This is a genomic window from Flavobacterium sp. PL002 (genome assembly GCF_054165825.1).
In genome coordinates, this window is the sequence record NZ_CM135110.1 from 231,082 (window position 1) to 247,193 (window position 16,112).

Below are 16,112 nucleotides of genomic sequence, written 5' to 3' on the forward strand. Positions count from 1 at the left end.
GCTTACAGGATATTACTTTATTTAAAATAAATAACGAACCCCAAACTGAAACTGTCTTGGTGGCGAAGCATTTCGTTGTGTAAACAATCCGCTAGCGCTAGAACCACCTTGAATTTGGTTACTTTGAGTTGCATTATTACTGTATCCACTTAAATTTTCGGCATTCAATACATTAAAGATATCAGCACGTAATTCTATCTTGTTATTTCCTGCAATCGTAATTTGGTGCTGAACTCCTAAATCAAAGGTAGTACTCCATGGCAAACGGTCGTTATTTCTACTTTCTCCTGGAAAACGGTCACTATTTCCTTGATAAGCATCTGAGAAACTTGCGCCATCCCCATTCAAATCAGTAGTTTCATAACCAAGCGGAATTCTATTAATAGGTTGCCCACTTTGCAGTAATCCTGCTAGCGTAACTGTAGTTCCTTTAAAAGGATAGTAACTGTAAATTCCGTTAATATTATGTGTTCTATCATTTACAGATGGTCCCCATTCATTAGCAAAATTATTCCCATCCGAAGCTCTAAAATTAATTCCCTCCGTATCATTTTTACTTGATGATAGCGTATAATTCAAGCGATAAGAATAATCATCAGTACCTCTTGCTTTTTGGTAATTGAAACTCATGGCATAATACCTTGATTTCCCTTCATTTTCACTTACAATAACGCTTCTAGCAATACCAGTAACGGTTTGTCCATTAATCACTGCACTCCCATTTGTAATAGGAATAGGTCTTGAAGCATCGGCTTCAGCCTGCGTTCTAATCACTACATTATTAGGATCAATAGGATATTCGGCTGCGGCATTCAAGTTGCGCAAACGCGATAAATTTTCTCCTCTATTGTGTACTAAATCAATAAAAAACAAGCGCTCGTCCGTCAATTGCAATTGGTACCCCAACGCTAACTCATGAGAATAGGAATTTTTATAACCATTAGGATTTAAAATTCTGCGCTCGTTAGAAAAAATACTTTCCCTTTGTCCTTGCAAATCAGTTGCTGACGGTCCTTGTAAATAGTTTATCCCCGAAACTGTAGCTGCTAAATTCCCGTTGTAGGTAATGCGGTCAATGTTTGCGTCTGCTGGTAAAAGCCCTAATCTTTTCAACTCTTCTAGTTGTAATTTGTAACTTTGAGAAGTCGTGTTTTGCTGTAAAGCATCACTATAAAGAGCATAGTTCACTTTGTCATACGAGATCCCGTATCCACCACGTAAACTACTAGAGTTATCTAACTTATAATTAAAATTAAAACGAGGTGCTAGATTGTTGTAATCGCCTTTATCACTTCCTCCTTTAGACAAATTATCATAGTCGTAACGCAAACCTAAAGTAATATTTAATCTTGCAGAAACCGACCATAAATCCTCAATATAAGCAGAGTAAATATCTTGATTTGTACCAAAAGAGGTTGGTCTTAACTCTACGTTATAATTTAAAACTTGGGCATCAAGCGGAATATCATTAATATTTAACCCACCACCTACTCCACTATTTTTAATAGCGTCAATTTGGTTTTGATCCAATTTCACTCGGTAGTTTCCTACTGGGTTTCCTCCTCCAAATAATTGGTGATCTCCTCTAATAAAATTCACACCCGCTTTTATCGTATGGTTCTCAGTATAATATTTTATTTTTTGTTGTAGTTGTACAGTGTTTTCGATCGCGTCAAAAACATAACCTGGATTTCCAACCACTCCTAATGTTTCATCATTAACACCTAAAATCGTTACTTGCGAAGTATTTGGATTAAAAGGCTTGGCATAATTCCACCTAAAACGGCTGTACTGTACATTAGACTCTCCAGAGAAATTACCAAACTTATAACTGTTTTTCAAGGCCAATAAAATACTATTACGGTCTTGCGTATTTCCTGCAGAACCAAAAGTAGAACCACCTTCTAAACCACCACCTTGACGCTCAATCGCTACTCTACCTACATTAGCACGTAAAGAAGAGTTGAAGTTTGGGTTCCATATTTGGTCAATTTTAGTCGAAAAATAATCAAATGTATTGGTCCCTCTAACAGATTCTGAAACGCCCAACTCAGGTACATTCAATAAATTATCTTTGATATCTGTGGTGTGTTCAAAATTCAAATAGTAAAAAGTTTTGTCTTTCACTAAAGCACCACCTATTCCTCCACCTGCTTGGTAACGAGCAAAACCATTTTTAACTTGGTTACCCGATAGATCTCTTTGTGCAAAACTTGATTTCCCATCAATTGACGGTCCCGGTCTTGTAATAAAAAACACTTCTCCAGTAGTTTCATTAGAACCAGAACGAGGTGTAATATTTACAATTCCACTTCCCGTTAATCCATATTCTGCCGAAAAATTATTGGTTAAAACCGTAATATCTTTCACAAATCCAGACGGAATAGCAAATTTTTGTCCTCCAAGAAAACGTTCGTTATTATCTAATCCATCAATTAAGTAGGACGTGTATCCTGAACTTGCCCCGTTAATACTCACATTTGGTGCTTCGGCATAAAAACCCGTTGCTTGTGAAACATTAGGTAAACGAAACAATACTCTTGTAATGTCTCGTCCTTCAACAGGAATTTCCTGAATTTCGGCTGCTTTCATTTCGAAAGAAACCTCGGCATCGCGGCGGTTAATTTTGGCCGAAGCTCCTTTAGTTACCACAACTTCATTTAGTTCATTGGATTCTTTGGGCGCTAGAACCAGGTTGATATTTGGAGCTTGATTAGAACGCACACTAATCATTTCTGATTTTTGCGCAGCGTAAATTAAAGTCCCTTCAAAAATAACTTGGTAACCGTCTAAAGCGGGAATTCCTCTAAAAGTAACTTTCCCTTGTGCATTAGCGGTTTGTTGTAAGGTGCTATTACGAGAGCTGTTTACTAATAAAACAGTAATATCAGCAACTGGTTTTTGTGTATTAAAATCTATGATTGAGACAGATAAGTCTTCTTGAGCGACCGCAAATGTGGAGACACTCAGTAATAAAAACAGAAAAAATTGTTTCATTTAAGTATGGTTTTGGATAAAAATTTTAAAATAAAAGCTAAAAATTACACCAGTGCGGGTGAACCTTTATTAAAATTAAATCCAAGAATATTGTAGGTATACTGTTCATTAAAAAATGATTTTAATGAATGTTGGTAAAATAATAAGGAGCATAAGCTGTTTATAAAACTACTAAAGAAAGAAAATCCTTTAAGTATATTATTAAAATCAGCTAAAGTATTAAAATCAGACAAAAGGGAAAGTGCCTTGTAATCCTCAAAAGAAAGTGTCTTTAATTGTTCTAAAACGTGGTTTGTATGCCAATCAATTTTAGAAAAATGCGACTTATCATACTTCGCTTTAGAAACTCCTATTAAATAAGTTCCTCCTTTAAAATCAGGTCCAAAAACCCAATTATTTTTTTGAAGTTCCTCATTAGCTTCCGTTATAATTTTTGACGTAAGTCCAGGCGAATCATTACCTATGACAATTACTTTTTTAAATCCTTGATTAAATACCGACTCAATTGCATGACTTAATTTATCACCAAAGTTTGTTCCTTCTTGGGTATTCTCGTCAGATATAAAATAAGGCAGTTTTGTTTTACGAACTGTTTGTAAAACTCTTTGATTCAATTTATGCCATAACAAATCATTCTGCCTTTTGCTAGAAGCAATAGGTTTCAAAGCACTTTCTACCTTGTCGCTTTGCGCGAAAAGTAACACTGCAGTTGAGGAAATATGTTTGTTGTTCAAATTCATACAATTAATAAGACGTTCAAAAATTGTATTCCTGACACCACTTTTAATAAACTATTAAAATAATTTATAAACCAGTTTCAAATATACAACCTAAAATCTTCATAAACACTTACGTTTTATTTCTCACCTTAGTTTTACCTTTAGAATTAACACATGAGTAGCTTTGCTGTTTTTATATTACAAACAAGTAAAAAAAGCCGTTTAATCTATTGAAAAGCAAACTCCTACCTAGAATTAATTCATTATATAAACTTTTTATTTTTACAAGAAATTTTAAAATGTAAAAGTATTATCGACACAAATTAAATTATAGCTATGCTGATATCAATTTTACAATTACCTGAGCTGATAATGACTATTGCATAAAGAATCCACCCAGTGTATAAAACTCCGTTTAGACTATCTTACTCTGATTTCTAGCTCAACATAACATACTGATAATCAACAACTAATATACTAACTAGGCAAAGTGATATTATTTTATACCTTTGTGCCATGAATAAAACTATTACATTACAATACTTAAAAAGTAAATCTTCACACAGCAATTCGTTATTTTGCTTCTTAACTAAAAAGAGAATCCCTTCTTAAATTAGTACTTTCTTCTCGACCTATTTCATTTTTTAATTCCAAAAAAACAGTAGATGTTTTCAAAAATTACATTGATAATGGGCTTTATGCTATTATCAACAGCAACTATTTATGCTCAAGACAAACCCGAAGTTACCATAGGTGGTGCTTTACGATTCAATTACAATTTATCCTCATGGAAAGAAGGTCAAAAAAAACGTGGAGGTGATTTTGGTTACGACGTTTTTAGGCTTAACGCCAAAGCAAAATACAAAGGAATAAAACTAGATGCTGAATACCGCTTGTACTCCGAGGGTTTTGGGGGCGGAATGTTAAAACAAGGTTGGCTAGCTTATGATTTTGATGACAAAAACGAAATCCAAGTGGGCTTAACACAAGTTCCTTTTGGGAATACTACTTACAACTCCCATAACTGGTTTTTTAGTGTAAACTATTATATAGGACTTGAGGACGATCATGATATGGGAATTAAATTTACTCACACCGCTAAAAAATGGAATTATGCTTTAGCCTTTTTTAAAAATGCCGAAGAATTACAATTTGGAAGTAATTCTGATGTTTCTGATAGACGTTATTCTTATGACGTGGCCTCGATAGATTTAGATGGTGATGGCGTTTTAGATTTACGAAATAAAGAAGTAAACCAAGTCAATGGCCAACTTAACTATGTTATAGGTAACGACAGCATCAGTCATAAAATAGGTACATCGGCACAATTTGGCGGATTGTACAACTTAAATACTCAAGAAATGGGATCGCATTATGCCCTAGCATTGCAATACCAATTGAAATACAAACGTTTTGGCGTTAAAGCCCAAGTGTCAAAATATAAAAAATCGACAAAGGGGCCTCTTGGCGAAAGCAAAGAAATAATAGCCATGACAGCTTATGGAGCTCCCTACCTAGTTGCTGCAGCTGGAAACACTTATACTTTAGGAGTACAATATACCTTACCTGTGCAATGGGGACCGGTATCATCATTACAATTCTATAATGATTACGGATATTTAGAAAAACTGAATTCTGATTTTAACGATTCTGCTATGAACGTAACTGGCGTTTTAGTTAGTGCTGGAAATGTATACACCTATTTTGATATGGCCGCTGGTAAAAACCAACCTTGGTTAGGACCAGTGTGGAAAACTGCATTTACTGATGGTACACCAAGTGCCAATTGGGAAGTTCGATTTAACATGAATATTGGATACTACTTTTAAAAAACTATTATTGTTAAAAAACAGACTCTGAAATTATATCATTTAATTTCAACTACATTATTAAAAAAGCTAAAACAGCCTTTACTCCTTCTTGGATTAAAGGCTTTTTTTATGTCTTCTATTTAAAAACAGCATAAATAAAATTACGTAAAAAATGTTATTCACAACAACTAACCCCCGTTAAAATTAAACAAATCCACTATAAACAATACAACAAAACAATAAGACCCTTAACAAAAAGAGGGGTAACTAAAAATAAGTGGTTGTGAATACAATAATATATTAAAGTTTAAATACGTAATAAGCAGTTTTTTGAAGTGATTTTTTGTAATCGATAATTCTGCTCAAAGCAAAGCAAAAAGGGTTCTGTTTTTTTTATCTCTTAAATAAAAGTTAATAAATTCGTCTTCGTCAAACGTTAAATAACTTACTAAAAAGCGTGTTGGCAAAGGATTGTTTCTTTCGAAAAAAAAAAGAAAAACCTTAAAAAATAAGAGCGCTATTATTATAGAAAAACCGAAAACCAATTAAACAATTTAAACCAAGAAACGAATGAAGAAAATTGAAGCAATTATTAGAAAATCAAAATTTTCTGATGTAAAAAAAGCATTGCACGAAATAGGAATTAACTTTTTTACCTATTGGGATGTTACCGGAGTGGGAAACGAACAAGAAGGTCATGTTTATAGAGGAATTACATATAGTACCACAGACATACAAAGAAGGTATTTATCGATCGTAGTATCTGATCCGTTTCTTGAAAAAACAGTAAACGCAATTCTGGAATCAGCCTACTCAGGAATGGTGGGCGATGGTAAAATATTTGTTTCAGAAGTACAAGAAACTTACCGAATAAGAACCAAAGAAAAAGGAACAGACGCTGTAAACTAATGCGTTTTTAAACTAATAAATAAAATTTTACAATATGGATACGAATACTGCAATGGATTTAATGTGGGTGTTAATCTGCGGAATATTAGTGTTTTTTATGCAAGCTGGTTTTACATTAGTAGAAACAGGTTTCACAAGATCAAAGAACACTGGGAATATTATTATGAAAAACCTAATGGACTTTTGTATAGGGAGTCTTGCTTTTTGGGCAATTGGATATTCATTAATGTATGGAGACTCTATAGGAGGATTAATAGGAAATGTAAGCCAATATGCTTTTTTTGATAGTCTTCCTGACATGCACAGTTTGTTTTTTCAAACGGTATTTGCTGCTACTGCCGCAACTATTGTTTCTGGTGCAATTGCTGAAAGAACAAAATTTACAACCTACTTAATTTTCTCATTATTGATGACATTGGTAATTTATCCCATTTCAGGCAGCTGGGTATGGAATGCAGGTGGATGGTTAGCTCAAATGGGCTTTACTGATTTTGCTGGTTCCACTGTAGTTCATGCTGTGGGTGGTTTTGCTTCTCTTGTAGCAGCTGCACTTGTAGGCCCTAGAATAGGAAAATATACTGATGGACAGTCTAATGCCATTCCTGGACACAACCTAATGTTAGGAGCATTAGGAGTTTTTATCCTTTGGATGGGATGGTTTGGTTTTAACCCAGGATCACAATTAGCAATCTCTGGAGACAATGCTTTTAAAGTGGCTGAAATATTTATCACAACAAATTTAGCAGGTGCTGCAGGAGCGATAGCCGCTATGTTTTTAACTTGGATCTTTTACAAAAAGCCAGATATCTCCATGACTTTAAACGGAGTCTTAGCTGGATTAGTAGGGGTCACTGCAGGATGTGCAGCTGTTAACCCAATGGGAGCACTATTCATTGGTTTAATATGCGGAATTGTTGTTGTATTTTCTATAGAATTCATAGACAAGAAATTAAAAATCGATGATCCAGTTGGTGCGATATCTGTACACGGAGTTTGTGGTGCATTAGGTACGATATTAGTTGGAGTATTTGCTACTGACGGGGGTTTGCTTTACGGCGGTGGTTTTGATAAATTGATTGTTCAAATTACAGGTGTTGCTGCTATTGTTGCATGGGCATTGGGAGCATCTTTTGTTGTTTTGTTTATCTTAAAGAAAACAATGGGATTGAGAGTTACTAAAGAAGAAGAAATTGACGGATTAGATATTCATGAACATGGAACGAATGTTTATAATGAATAATTACTTTTTAATATAAACAATAAACCCGCCCCTAATTAGGAGGCGGGTTTATTGCTTAAAATCCAATCAAAATTACGCTTTGTCTTCTTCTAAATCATTGTGATTGTCTCCACCAATGCTGTAATAATTATTCTCTTCATCCTCACTACCTACAGCTTCTTGAGCATCATCTAATTCTGATCCAGGTACATCTAGATCAGCTCCTGACATGTCATCGTTAAAATCTTTCTCATTACGTTGCCCTTCAGGGCTAATAGCAACAGTAATTTTCTTTTTAGTGATATCCTCTGGATTAACATCTCCAGCTTTTTCTAATTGATTGTAGATGTCTTCGCTTGGGGGATACAATAACGGTTCTAATGATTTTTCTGAATCTTTTTTATCTTTATTTTCCATGATACTTTAAATATTAATTAATAATTTGTTCTTATTATATTAAACAATCTAGTTAGTTTACTTAATTATAACGAACCTAAATTTACAATTCATTTTAAAAACAAGCAGTAAAACATTCATATTTTATAACAAATAAGTACCACAGTATAAATTCTTGCGTAGTTAAAATGAGTAACTTTATAAGTCTAATATAAAGAGACTAATTTTAAAAAAACATACTCATGGGTTTAATAGACGACAATGTGATTCCAGGTAATCACGGTAAAATTTTTGGAACAAATGCTAACGAATCATCCGACTTGGCTATTATTAAAAAAAGACTTCTTGAACTTGATGGGATAAGTAACATTGTACTTAACGAATCAATATTTCCAAAAGAGTTCACCGTCTTAACTGATAAATTAGTTACAATTGAAGCAATTGAAGAACAAGTGAAATCAACCGGTTTTCACGCTATTCCTAAATCTTCATTAGAACTATAATTACTTTACTATTATAACATTAACGCCATTGTTTACCAATGTAAGCTGTGGCGTTTTGTTTTGTCAATAAAAAAAAGCAACTAATTGCTGTCATTAAATTTTAATATCGTAATATTGCAATATAAATATATAACGATGGGTATTACTAAAACAGAACATTTTACAGAAGAGCAAAACGAACTAGCCATTTTGGCCAAAGCCATTGGTCACCCTGCTCGTATTGCCATAATCCAGCATCTAATCAAAGTCAATAGTTGCATTTGTGGCGACATTGTAAATGAGCTTCCGCTGTCTCAACCAACGGTTTCTCAACACTTAAAAGAGTTGAAAAACGCGGGATTGATCAAAGGAAACTTCGAAGGAAATGCCATTTGTTATTGCCTTAACGAAGAAGGCTTTGATAAAATCAAAGGCTTTTTTGAACACATCAATATTTATTTAGAAAATAAAAAAACACAATGTTGTTAATTATAAAATACCTGAATTATGAAACTATCCGAAATTAAAAAACAATTAGCTACGCTAGAAAATGTTACGTTTCAATTACCAAACGGAACCTATGTTCCAGAAAATTTTCACGTAACCGAAGTGGGTTTAATCACTAAAAACTTTATTGATTGCGGTGGAAAAGTTCGAAAAGAAACAGTTGTTAACTTTCAATTATGGAATGCCAACGATTTGGAACACCGTTTGAAACCAAAAAAATTATTGGACATCATTGAATTATCTGAAAAAATATTAGGAATAGAAGACCATGAAATCGAAGTAGAATACCAAGCGGGAACAATTGGTAAATATGATTTAGGTTTTAACGGAACAGATTTTGTTTTATTAAACAAACTAACCGCATGTCTTGCTGAAGATGCCTGTGGAATTCCTGAAAGCAAACAAAAAGTAACCCTATCTGAAATTCCTGTTCAAAACAATAGTTGTACTCCGGGCGGAGGATGTTGTTAAACTAAAATTACAATTAAAATGGCGCCATCAAAAACACAAATTTTTCCTGCTATCGAAAAGGAAATTCTATCCTTTCATCCAGAAAACATCACACAAGATCGCAGAACTACACTACAGCCGCTTATTGATTATATCCAGATAAAAATAAGCAATCAAGAGGAAGTGCGTCTAAATTTTATTTGCACACACAATTCTAGAAGAAGCCATTTGTCCCAAGTGTGGGCACAAACGGCGGCTTCGTATTTTAATTTTAGTAATGTGTTTTGCTATTCTGGCGGTACCGAGGCTACAGCTTTGTTCCCAATGGCTGCAAAAACATTAGCAAATTCAGGGTTTAAAGTAACGGCACTTTCAGAGGGTAACAATCCTATTTATAGTATAAAATATACTGATAATGAACATCCAGTAATAGGCTTTTCTAAAACCTATGATGATCCCTTTAATCCGCAAGCTGAGTTTGCAGCGATCTTGACTTGTAATCAAGCAGATGGAGGCTGCCCTTTTATTGCAGGTGCCGAAAAAAGAATTGCAATCACATTTGAAGATCCAAAAGCTTTTGACAATACCCCGCAACAAGCTGAAAAGTATCACGAAAGAAGCATGCAAATTGCTACGGAACTTTTTTATGTTTTTTCACAAATAAAAAAATAAATATGTTGGCAAATAATTGCGCTCCCGTTGTAGAAAGAAAAAAATTGGGTTTCCTAGACCGTTATTTGACCCTTTGGATATTCCTGGCCATGGCAATTGGTGTTGGTATTGGCTATTTTATTCCGTCAAGTTCCAACTTTATCAATTCTTTTTCAAGTGGAACCACTAATATTCCGTTAGCCATCGGGTTGATCTTGATGATGTATCCTCCTTTGGCAAAAGTAAAATACGAACAAATGGGACAAGTTTTTAGAAACACTAAAGTCCTTGGCGCTTCATTGTTTTTAAACTGGATTGTTGGCCCTATTTTAATGTTTGTATTAGCATTAATTTTCTTAAATGGCTATCCTGAATACATGATAGGCGTTATCCTTATTGGCTTAGCCCGTTGCATTGCAATGGTTGTTGTATGGAATGATCTTGCCGATGGAGATCGTGAATATGCTGCAGGATTAATTGCCTTAAACAGTATTTTTCAAGTATTGCTATATAGTGTTTATGCCTATATTTTTATCACCGTACTTCCACCCTACTTTGGGTATAGCGGTTTTGATGTTAACATTAGTATTGGGCAAATTGCAGAAAGTGTGGGGATTTACCTTGGTATTCCATTTGCATTGGGAATCATGAGTCGTTATACATTAATCGCTTTAAAAGGCGAAGATTGGTTTCAAAATAAATATGTCCCTTTCATTTCACCAATTACATTGATTTCTTTACTTTTTACAATTGTAATTATGTTTAGTTTAAAAGGCGAATTAATCGTTCAAATTCCCATGGATGTGGTTCGAATAGCGATTCCGCTAGTCATTTACTTCACCATCATGTTTATAGTGAGCTTTTTCACAGGAAAATATTTTGGAGCTGATTATTCGAAAAGCACTGCAATTGCTTTTACCGCAACAGGAAATAATTTCGAACTAGCCATTGCTGTAGCTATAGGAGTTTTTGGTATCAATAGCGGACAAGCATTTGCTGGCGTTATTGGTCCATTGGTAGAAGTACCTGCCTTGATTGCCTTAGTAAACGTTGCTTTCTGGTTTAGAAAAAAATACTAGCCTACTGAATCCTAATTCAGTATAAACCGACACTAATAAACTTATACCTCAATTTCACAAATTAAGTAGTAGCTACTACTATTTAATTTATGAAATTGAGGTATTTATAATTACCCGCATACTCTTTTAAAGCATTACCCCAGATCTTATAAAACAGAGTCTTGCCATTTCATTTTCTTTATATTTTATCCATTATTACCATTATATTATAGTAGACCATCGATTTTGAATATATTCTGCTTAATTAACAACATATTATTAAGTATTATACGTGCATTTATTAAGTAGCATTTGATTTATTTATGATTAATATAATAGTAGTTGGAAACGACATGGTAGGTTTCAACTTTTGTAAAAAATTCATATCTAAACCATTACAAGAAAAACATCAAATCACCGTTTTTAGAGAAGAACCAAGTTACGTCTAGTATCGTGATTATATAAATATACTTCGCAGGAAAAAACTGCTAACGACTTGTCTATATCTAATTTAAAAATGGTATATCAAAAATAATATTATACTAAAAAAATTTCATTAATAGACAAATCAAACTTAAACGGAGAAGAATACGCAATTGCCTCTTATCCTTTGGAAATAGTTGATAGACACGTTTCTGCTGGCTTTTTAGATTAAATACGTATCTTTGATCATATCTCTTTCCTTATGACAAAAACGCCATTTTATACCGCCTGTGAGTTGATTGATGCTGAAAACGCACACGACCCAAATAGCGAAATATTCGAATCAAAAAGTTATCCAAAAGAATTATTATATTCGAATAGAATGTATACTCAACTGATGGAATTTTATCCTGAAGCTTCAGAGGAAGTACAAATTGCTTCCAAAGCCCAGCACATTTGCAGGTGGAAAATAGCACGCAATAGTTACCCAATGGATCGTGTAGGATACTTAAAATGGAGGGAAGAATTGAAAAAATTTCATGCGGACACTACGGCATCAATTTTAGAAAAAGTGGGTTATGATGCTGCCTTTATTACTAGAGTTTCTTTCTTGATTGAGAAAAAGCAACTTAAAAAAGACGAAGAAACCCAATTACTGGAAGATGTAATTTGTTTGGTTTTTTTAGAATTTTATTTAGACCCATTTGTACAAAAACACGACAGGGAAAAAATGAAAAATATTATTCTTAAAACATGGAACAAAATGTCTGATAAGGGACACCAAGAAGCTTTAAAAATTAACTATAGGGCTACAAATCTGCAATTAATAAAGGAATCACTTGGGTTGTAATTTTACTTTGGAATAAAGAAAAGACCAAACAAAATATTGAAAATCTGAATTTTTTTAAATTAAAGCAAATCTGTCTTTTACTTTTATTACTATTGCTCATAGGGTATTACTAAGTCAATTACTCATTCAACATAGCTTAAACAGTCAGCTTAATGATTCCATAATAATCAATATTTCTGGTAAATAGTTCATATTAAGTCAACAATTGGTCAAAGAAGTTTTTTTATTAAACTTAGTTACTGCAATGGTAAAAATAAAGCAAGAAATTTTAGAGAAAAACTCTTCGAAAGAATAGTAATAGTAGGTATTACGGGATTGTGATAAATACGGATAATCATAAAAAAATACGTAAACAAAAGGAAATCAATTAAACAATGAAAAAAACATTCTTACTATTACTTCTTTGTTTTTCGTTTATGAAATGTAAAAAAAATAACGAAACTCAATTAAGTTCCTTTAAAAATAAAGATATTAATGATATTGTAAGAACTGTGATTTCAGAAGATAGTCTGAACGTTTTGAAAAATGGAAAAGCTTCTAAAATGTTTTGTGAAGATTTAATTAAACTGAATATTTATATCGCGGAAAAAAGAAAAAAGAATAACTCAATTCATCCGCCACCACCTCCGCCATCTTTTAATCGTATTTCCATCCAAAATTTATTGAATTATAAAAAAAACGAAATGTTTTTCACAATTAAAGATTCTTTATTTTTACTTCAACAAAACATAAATTCTCAAAGAATTAAAATTGAATTTGAAGAGAGTGACAACATTAATTTCACAACAAAACAAAGAGAAATTAATAAAAGAAAAAAAGGAGAATTATATAACTTTTATGAAATGACGATACCCATTTTTTCTGTTGATAATGATAAAGCGTACTTACAATTAAATCATTACTGCGGTCATTTATGTGGAAGTGGAACAGCTATTTATCTAAAAAAAATTAATGGGAATTGGAAAATATTAGAAGAATGGCAGATTTGGATAAGTTAAAAAAACAAACAACTAAAAGGGTTTTCAAAAATAGCGCGATCTGTGGTAAATTCACGTTTATCTTTCGCAATAAATTTTATCTTAGCCAAAGATCTCGTTTACGAAATTCGCCAATTATCCAAATCGTGAGACGTTTTCGATAAACCAAAAATTGAGCATTTACGAACTTTTAGCCTTCTAAAAGCACCAAAATATTATACGTTATTTTAAAACGAAAAATGTATACTAATTTTAAAAAACAGATTCCTTAGAATTTTTAATTATTTGACTTACATCAAATTTTTTGATGAAAAACTACTTTAGATTTGCATCAAATAATTTATAGAAAAAATGGAAATTACACAATTGAAACCTTTGCCAAAAATTGATAAAAATAGTCAAGAACGTTTAGAGAAAGCACTAAAACAGTTGCAAAATGGAGGTGGAGTTATTTTAGTAGATGATAAAAATAGAGAAAATGAAGGCGACCTAATATTCTCTGCTCATAATATGACTGTTGAAGGTATGGCGCTTATGATTAGAAAATGTAGTGGTATTGTATGCCTATGTTTAACTAATGAAAAAGCTGATTTACTTGACTTACCCTATATGGTTAAAGAAAATACAAGTAGTTTTCAAACACCGTTCACCGTTACTATAGAAGCAAAAGAAGGTGTAACCACAGGTGTTTCAGCAAAAGATAGATTAAAAACCATCCAAGTCGCTTGCAATGATAATGCTAAAAGCAATGATTTAGCAAGACCAGGGCATATTTTTCCATTAAGAGGTAGGGATAATGGCGTATTTGATAGAGCAGGTCATACTGAAGGTAGCATTGATTTAATGAAATTAGCTGGTTTGAAACCCGAAGCAGTATTGTGCGAATTAATGAATGACGACGGAACAATGGCAAACAGAGATACCATAATCGAATTTGGAATAGAACACGATTTGGTTGTTTTATCTATTAAAGATATTATAGAATATCGTAAATTTGTCAGAGACTACAATTAAATGACAAACTATCCTGAACTTGCTACTTACATTAAAAAAAATATTGATGTAGATGAGCATGACTTAAAAATCATTCTATCTTATTTTAAACCAATTGAAAAGGATAAAAATGAAATTTTACTTGCTCACGGAAAAGTGAGTGAAGTTAGTTATTTCATCCTAAAAGGCTGCCTAAGAATATTTTACATCAATGATGTTGATAAAGAAGTTACTCGTTATATTGCCTTTGAAAACCATTGGGCAACGGCTCTTGTTAGTTTTATAACTAATGAGCCAGCTCAAGAAACAATTCAGGTCATTGAAAAAAGCAAAATTTTATACATTAGTCATGATGATTTTAGACATCTAATGAAAACTATTCCTAAATGGAAGGAATTTTATAGTATCTATTTAGAAAAAGCTTATGTCAATAATTCAAAAAGACTAATGTCATTTACCACTTTAGATGCTTCTGAAAGATACAATCAATTATTTAAAATTAATCCAACTATCGTTAAACGTCTACCAAACAAAATAGTAGCTTCTTACATCAATATATCTCAAGAAACCTTGAGCAGAATAAAGTCTAAAATATAATTTAATTACCTAATTTTTAATTAGAGATTACTTCTAAAAAAGATACTGGTTAAATAAAAAGTGCAGATAAAAAGTCCGAATAAAAATGAACATAAATGAATTAGTTGGATCCTTCAATATTGTGTAGGAAGCAATCAAGATGCCGAAGAGAATAACTATAAAGGGAGACTAACTTTAGCCCTTGATATTAATAACCGAATTACAGCAAAATGGTTTATTAATAACGAACAACTACAAAAAGGCACAGGCTTTTTCAAAAATGACATTCTCGTTATAAATTTTAATTACAAAGGCGAAAATGATAAAACCTTAAAAGGTGTTGTCGTTTATCGTTGTTTGTCTAAAGATTTATTAGATGGCTTTTGGTCTGAGAAAAATGGTGATCCACTTTATCTAGGTACTGAGCGTTGTTTTAGAATAAATGAATTCCTGAATTAGAATTTCAATTTTATAATTAATATCAGTTTGAGCAGAGTCAGGAACCAATTTAAATTCAAGATGCAATCATAAAGCATCTCGACTCCGCTCGATGTGACAATATTTTTACTAATTATAATTTTAGCGTTACCGCACTGTCAGTTCGAGCGGAGTCGAGAACCATTTTAAATTCAAGATGCAATCATAAAGCATCTCGACTCCGCTCGATGTGACAATATTTTTCAATAATTATAATTTTAACATTACCACACTGTCAGTTCGAGCGGAGTCGAGAACCATTTTAAATTCAAGATGCAATCATAAAGCATCTCGACTCCGCTCGATGTGACAATATTTTTATTAATTATAATTTTAGCGTTACCAAACTGTCAGTTCGAGCGGAGTCGAGAACCAATTTAAATTCAAGATATAATCATAAACATCTCAACTCCGCTCGATGTGACAATATATTTTCACTAATTATAATTTTAGCGTTACCAAACTGTCAGTTCGAGCGGAGTCGAGAACCACTCACGTTAAATCTACTAAATAGCATCATCAACGGGATCATCAATAGATTTAAAACAATATAATTGTCCGCTTTGAGGATTAAAAAATTAGCACGCAGATTTTAAAAATTTTAGCAGATCAGTTAT

General features: G+C 32.8%; 16 protein-coding genes and 1 pseudogene. 14 read left to right on the forward strand and 3 right to left on the reverse strand.

The genetic code is table 11. From position 1 onward, the window contains the following. Window positions 1-21: 21 nt before the first annotated feature. Window positions 22-2,997 (reverse strand): TonB-dependent receptor, encoded by a 2,976-nt coding sequence (locus ACVEGE_RS00945; protein WP_192500464.1) that lies wholly within the window; start codon window positions 2,995-2,997, stop codon window positions 22-24. A 44-nt stretch (window positions 2,998-3,041) separates the two neighbouring features. Beyond that, window positions 3,042-3,737 (reverse strand): TIGR04282 family arsenosugar biosynthesis glycosyltransferase, encoded by a 696-nt coding sequence (locus ACVEGE_RS00950; RefSeq protein ID WP_173854697.1) that lies wholly within the window; start codon window positions 3,735-3,737, stop codon window positions 3,042-3,044. A gap of 644 nt (window positions 3,738-4,381) precedes the next feature. Here ACVEGE_RS00950 and ACVEGE_RS00955 point away from each other — a divergent pair. The 3 genes from ACVEGE_RS00955 to ACVEGE_RS00965 all read left to right on the forward strand — a co-directional run bounded on the left by ACVEGE_RS00955 (window position 4,382) and on the right by ACVEGE_RS00965 (window position 7,676). Continuing rightward, the gene (locus ACVEGE_RS00955) at window positions 4,382-5,545 is read left to right on the forward strand and encodes a hypothetical protein (RefSeq protein ID WP_192500463.1); all 1,164 of its coding nucleotides are present in this window, start codon (window positions 4,382-4,384) and stop codon (window positions 5,543-5,545) included. 552 nt (window positions 5,546-6,097) lie between these two features. Continuing rightward, the gene (locus tag ACVEGE_RS00960) at window positions 6,098-6,436 is read left to right on the forward strand and encodes a P-II family nitrogen regulator (RefSeq protein WP_173854695.1); all 339 of its coding nucleotides are present in this window, start codon (window positions 6,098-6,100) and stop codon (window positions 6,434-6,436) included. Between the two features lie 34 nt (window positions 6,437-6,470). Next, complete coding sequence (locus ACVEGE_RS00965; RefSeq protein ID WP_173854694.1) at window positions 6,471-7,676, forward strand: ammonium transporter; 1,206 nt, start codon at window positions 6,471-6,473, stop codon at window positions 7,674-7,676. Window positions 7,677-7,748: 72 nt separating this feature from the next. Here the strand turns inward: ACVEGE_RS00965 and ACVEGE_RS00970 are convergent, their stop codons facing one another. Then, window positions 7,749-8,072, reverse strand: coding sequence for a hypothetical protein (locus ACVEGE_RS00970; protein WP_192500462.1), 324 nt, complete (start codon window positions 8,070-8,072; stop codon window positions 7,749-7,751). 221 nt (window positions 8,073-8,293) lie between these two features. Here ACVEGE_RS00970 and ACVEGE_RS00975 point away from each other — a divergent pair, with 221 nt between their 5' ends. The 11 genes and pseudogenes from ACVEGE_RS00975 to ACVEGE_RS01025 all read left to right on the forward strand — a co-directional run bounded on the left by ACVEGE_RS00975 (window position 8,294) and on the right by ACVEGE_RS01025 (window position 15,477). Further along, complete coding sequence (locus ACVEGE_RS00975; protein ID WP_173854692.1) at window positions 8,294-8,554, forward strand: heavy-metal-associated domain-containing protein; 261 nt, start codon at window positions 8,294-8,296, stop codon at window positions 8,552-8,554. A 135-nt stretch (window positions 8,555-8,689) separates the two neighbouring features. Beyond that, entirely contained in the window at window positions 8,690-9,022 is a 333-nt protein-coding gene (locus ACVEGE_RS00980; protein ID WP_173857338.1) for an ArsR/SmtB family transcription factor, read from the forward strand. 18 nt (window positions 9,023-9,040) lie between these two features. Further along, window positions 9,041-9,511: a DUF6428 family protein gene (locus ACVEGE_RS00985; RefSeq protein ID WP_192500461.1), complete on the forward strand. Its 471-nt coding sequence runs from the start codon at window positions 9,041-9,043 to the stop codon at window positions 9,509-9,511. 18 nt (window positions 9,512-9,529) lie between these two features. Continuing rightward, entirely contained in the window at window positions 9,530-10,162 is a 633-nt protein-coding gene (locus ACVEGE_RS00990; protein WP_192500460.1) for an arsenate-mycothiol transferase ArsC, read from the forward strand. Window positions 10,163-10,164: 2 nt separating this feature from the next. Beyond that, window positions 10,165-11,220, forward strand: coding sequence for an ACR3 family arsenite efflux transporter (gene arsB / locus ACVEGE_RS00995; protein ID WP_192500459.1), 1,056 nt, complete (start codon window positions 10,165-10,167; stop codon window positions 11,218-11,220). Window positions 11,221-11,522: 302 nt separating this feature from the next. Next, window positions 11,523-11,648, forward strand: a complete 126-nt coding sequence (locus ACVEGE_RS01000) for a hypothetical protein (protein ID WP_255505325.1) — start codon at window positions 11,523-11,525, stop codon at window positions 11,646-11,648. Window positions 11,649-11,884: 236 nt separating this feature from the next. Continuing rightward, window positions 11,885-12,472: a DUF4202 domain-containing protein gene (locus ACVEGE_RS01005; protein WP_192500458.1), complete on the forward strand. Its 588-nt coding sequence runs from the start codon at window positions 11,885-11,887 to the stop codon at window positions 12,470-12,472. Between the two features lie 374 nt (window positions 12,473-12,846). After that, the gene (locus ACVEGE_RS01010) at window positions 12,847-13,470 is read left to right on the forward strand and encodes a hypothetical protein (RefSeq protein ID WP_192500457.1); all 624 of its coding nucleotides are present in this window, start codon (window positions 12,847-12,849) and stop codon (window positions 13,468-13,470) included. Window positions 13,471-13,800: 330 nt separating this feature from the next. Further along, window positions 13,801-14,463 (forward strand): 3,4-dihydroxy-2-butanone-4-phosphate synthase, encoded by a 663-nt coding sequence (gene ribB, locus ACVEGE_RS01015; RefSeq protein WP_173857345.1) that lies wholly within the window; start codon window positions 13,801-13,803, stop codon window positions 14,461-14,463. Next, window positions 14,464-15,039: a Crp/Fnr family transcriptional regulator gene (locus ACVEGE_RS01020; protein WP_173857346.1), complete on the forward strand. Its 576-nt coding sequence runs from the start codon at window positions 14,464-14,466 to the stop codon at window positions 15,037-15,039. It abuts the gene before it with no gap. 85 nt (window positions 15,040-15,124) lie between these two features. Then, a pseudogene (locus tag ACVEGE_RS01025) lies at window positions 15,125-15,477 on the forward strand (hypothetical protein). Window positions 15,478-16,112: the final 635 nt, after the last annotated feature.

What these genes read in the sequence shown, in the direction of transcription:
- ACVEGE_RS01000 (WP_255505325.1), top strand. Translation starts at nt 11,523, where the DNA reads ATGATTAATATAATAGTAGTTGGAAACGACATGGTAGGTTTCAACTTT.
- ACVEGE_RS01020 (WP_173857346.1), top strand. Translation starts at nt 14,464, where the DNA reads ATGACAAACTATCCTGAACTTGCTACTTACATTAAAAAAAATATTGAT.
- ACVEGE_RS00965 (WP_173854694.1), top strand. Translation starts at nt 6,471, where the DNA reads ATGGATACGAATACTGCAATGGATTTAATGTGGGTGTTAATCTGCGGA.
- ACVEGE_RS00975 (WP_173854692.1), top strand. Translation starts at nt 8,294, where the DNA reads ATGGGTTTAATAGACGACAATGTGATTCCAGGTAATCACGGTAAAATT.
- ACVEGE_RS00990 (WP_192500460.1), top strand. Translation starts at nt 9,530, where the DNA reads ATGGCGCCATCAAAAACACAAATTTTTCCTGCTATCGAAAAGGAAATT.
- ACVEGE_RS00970 (WP_192500462.1), bottom strand. Translation starts at nt 8,072, where the DNA reads ATGGAAAATAAAGATAAAAAAGATTCAGAAAAATCATTAGAACCGTTA.
- ACVEGE_RS01005 (WP_192500458.1), top strand. Translation starts at nt 11,885, where the DNA reads ATGACAAAAACGCCATTTTATACCGCCTGTGAGTTGATTGATGCTGAA.
- ribB (WP_173857345.1), top strand. Translation starts at nt 13,801, where the DNA reads ATGGAAATTACACAATTGAAACCTTTGCCAAAAATTGATAAAAATAGT.
- ACVEGE_RS00945 (WP_192500464.1), bottom strand. Translation starts at nt 2,997, where the DNA reads ATGAAACAATTTTTTCTGTTTTTATTACTGAGTGTCTCCACATTTGCG.
- ACVEGE_RS00980 (WP_173857338.1), top strand. Translation starts at nt 8,690, where the DNA reads ATGGGTATTACTAAAACAGAACATTTTACAGAAGAGCAAAACGAACTA.
- ACVEGE_RS00960 (WP_173854695.1), top strand. Translation starts at nt 6,098, where the DNA reads ATGAAGAAAATTGAAGCAATTATTAGAAAATCAAAATTTTCTGATGTA.
- arsB (WP_192500459.1), top strand. Translation starts at nt 10,165, where the DNA reads ATGTTGGCAAATAATTGCGCTCCCGTTGTAGAAAGAAAAAAATTGGGT.
- ACVEGE_RS00985 (WP_192500461.1), top strand. Translation starts at nt 9,041, where the DNA reads ATGAAACTATCCGAAATTAAAAAACAATTAGCTACGCTAGAAAATGTT.
- ACVEGE_RS00955 (WP_192500463.1), top strand. Translation starts at nt 4,382, where the DNA reads ATGTTTTCAAAAATTACATTGATAATGGGCTTTATGCTATTATCAACA.
- ACVEGE_RS01010 (WP_192500457.1), top strand. Translation starts at nt 12,847, where the DNA reads ATGAAAAAAACATTCTTACTATTACTTCTTTGTTTTTCGTTTATGAAA.
- ACVEGE_RS00950 (WP_173854697.1), bottom strand. Translation starts at nt 3,737, where the DNA reads ATGAATTTGAACAACAAACATATTTCCTCAACTGCAGTGTTACTTTTC.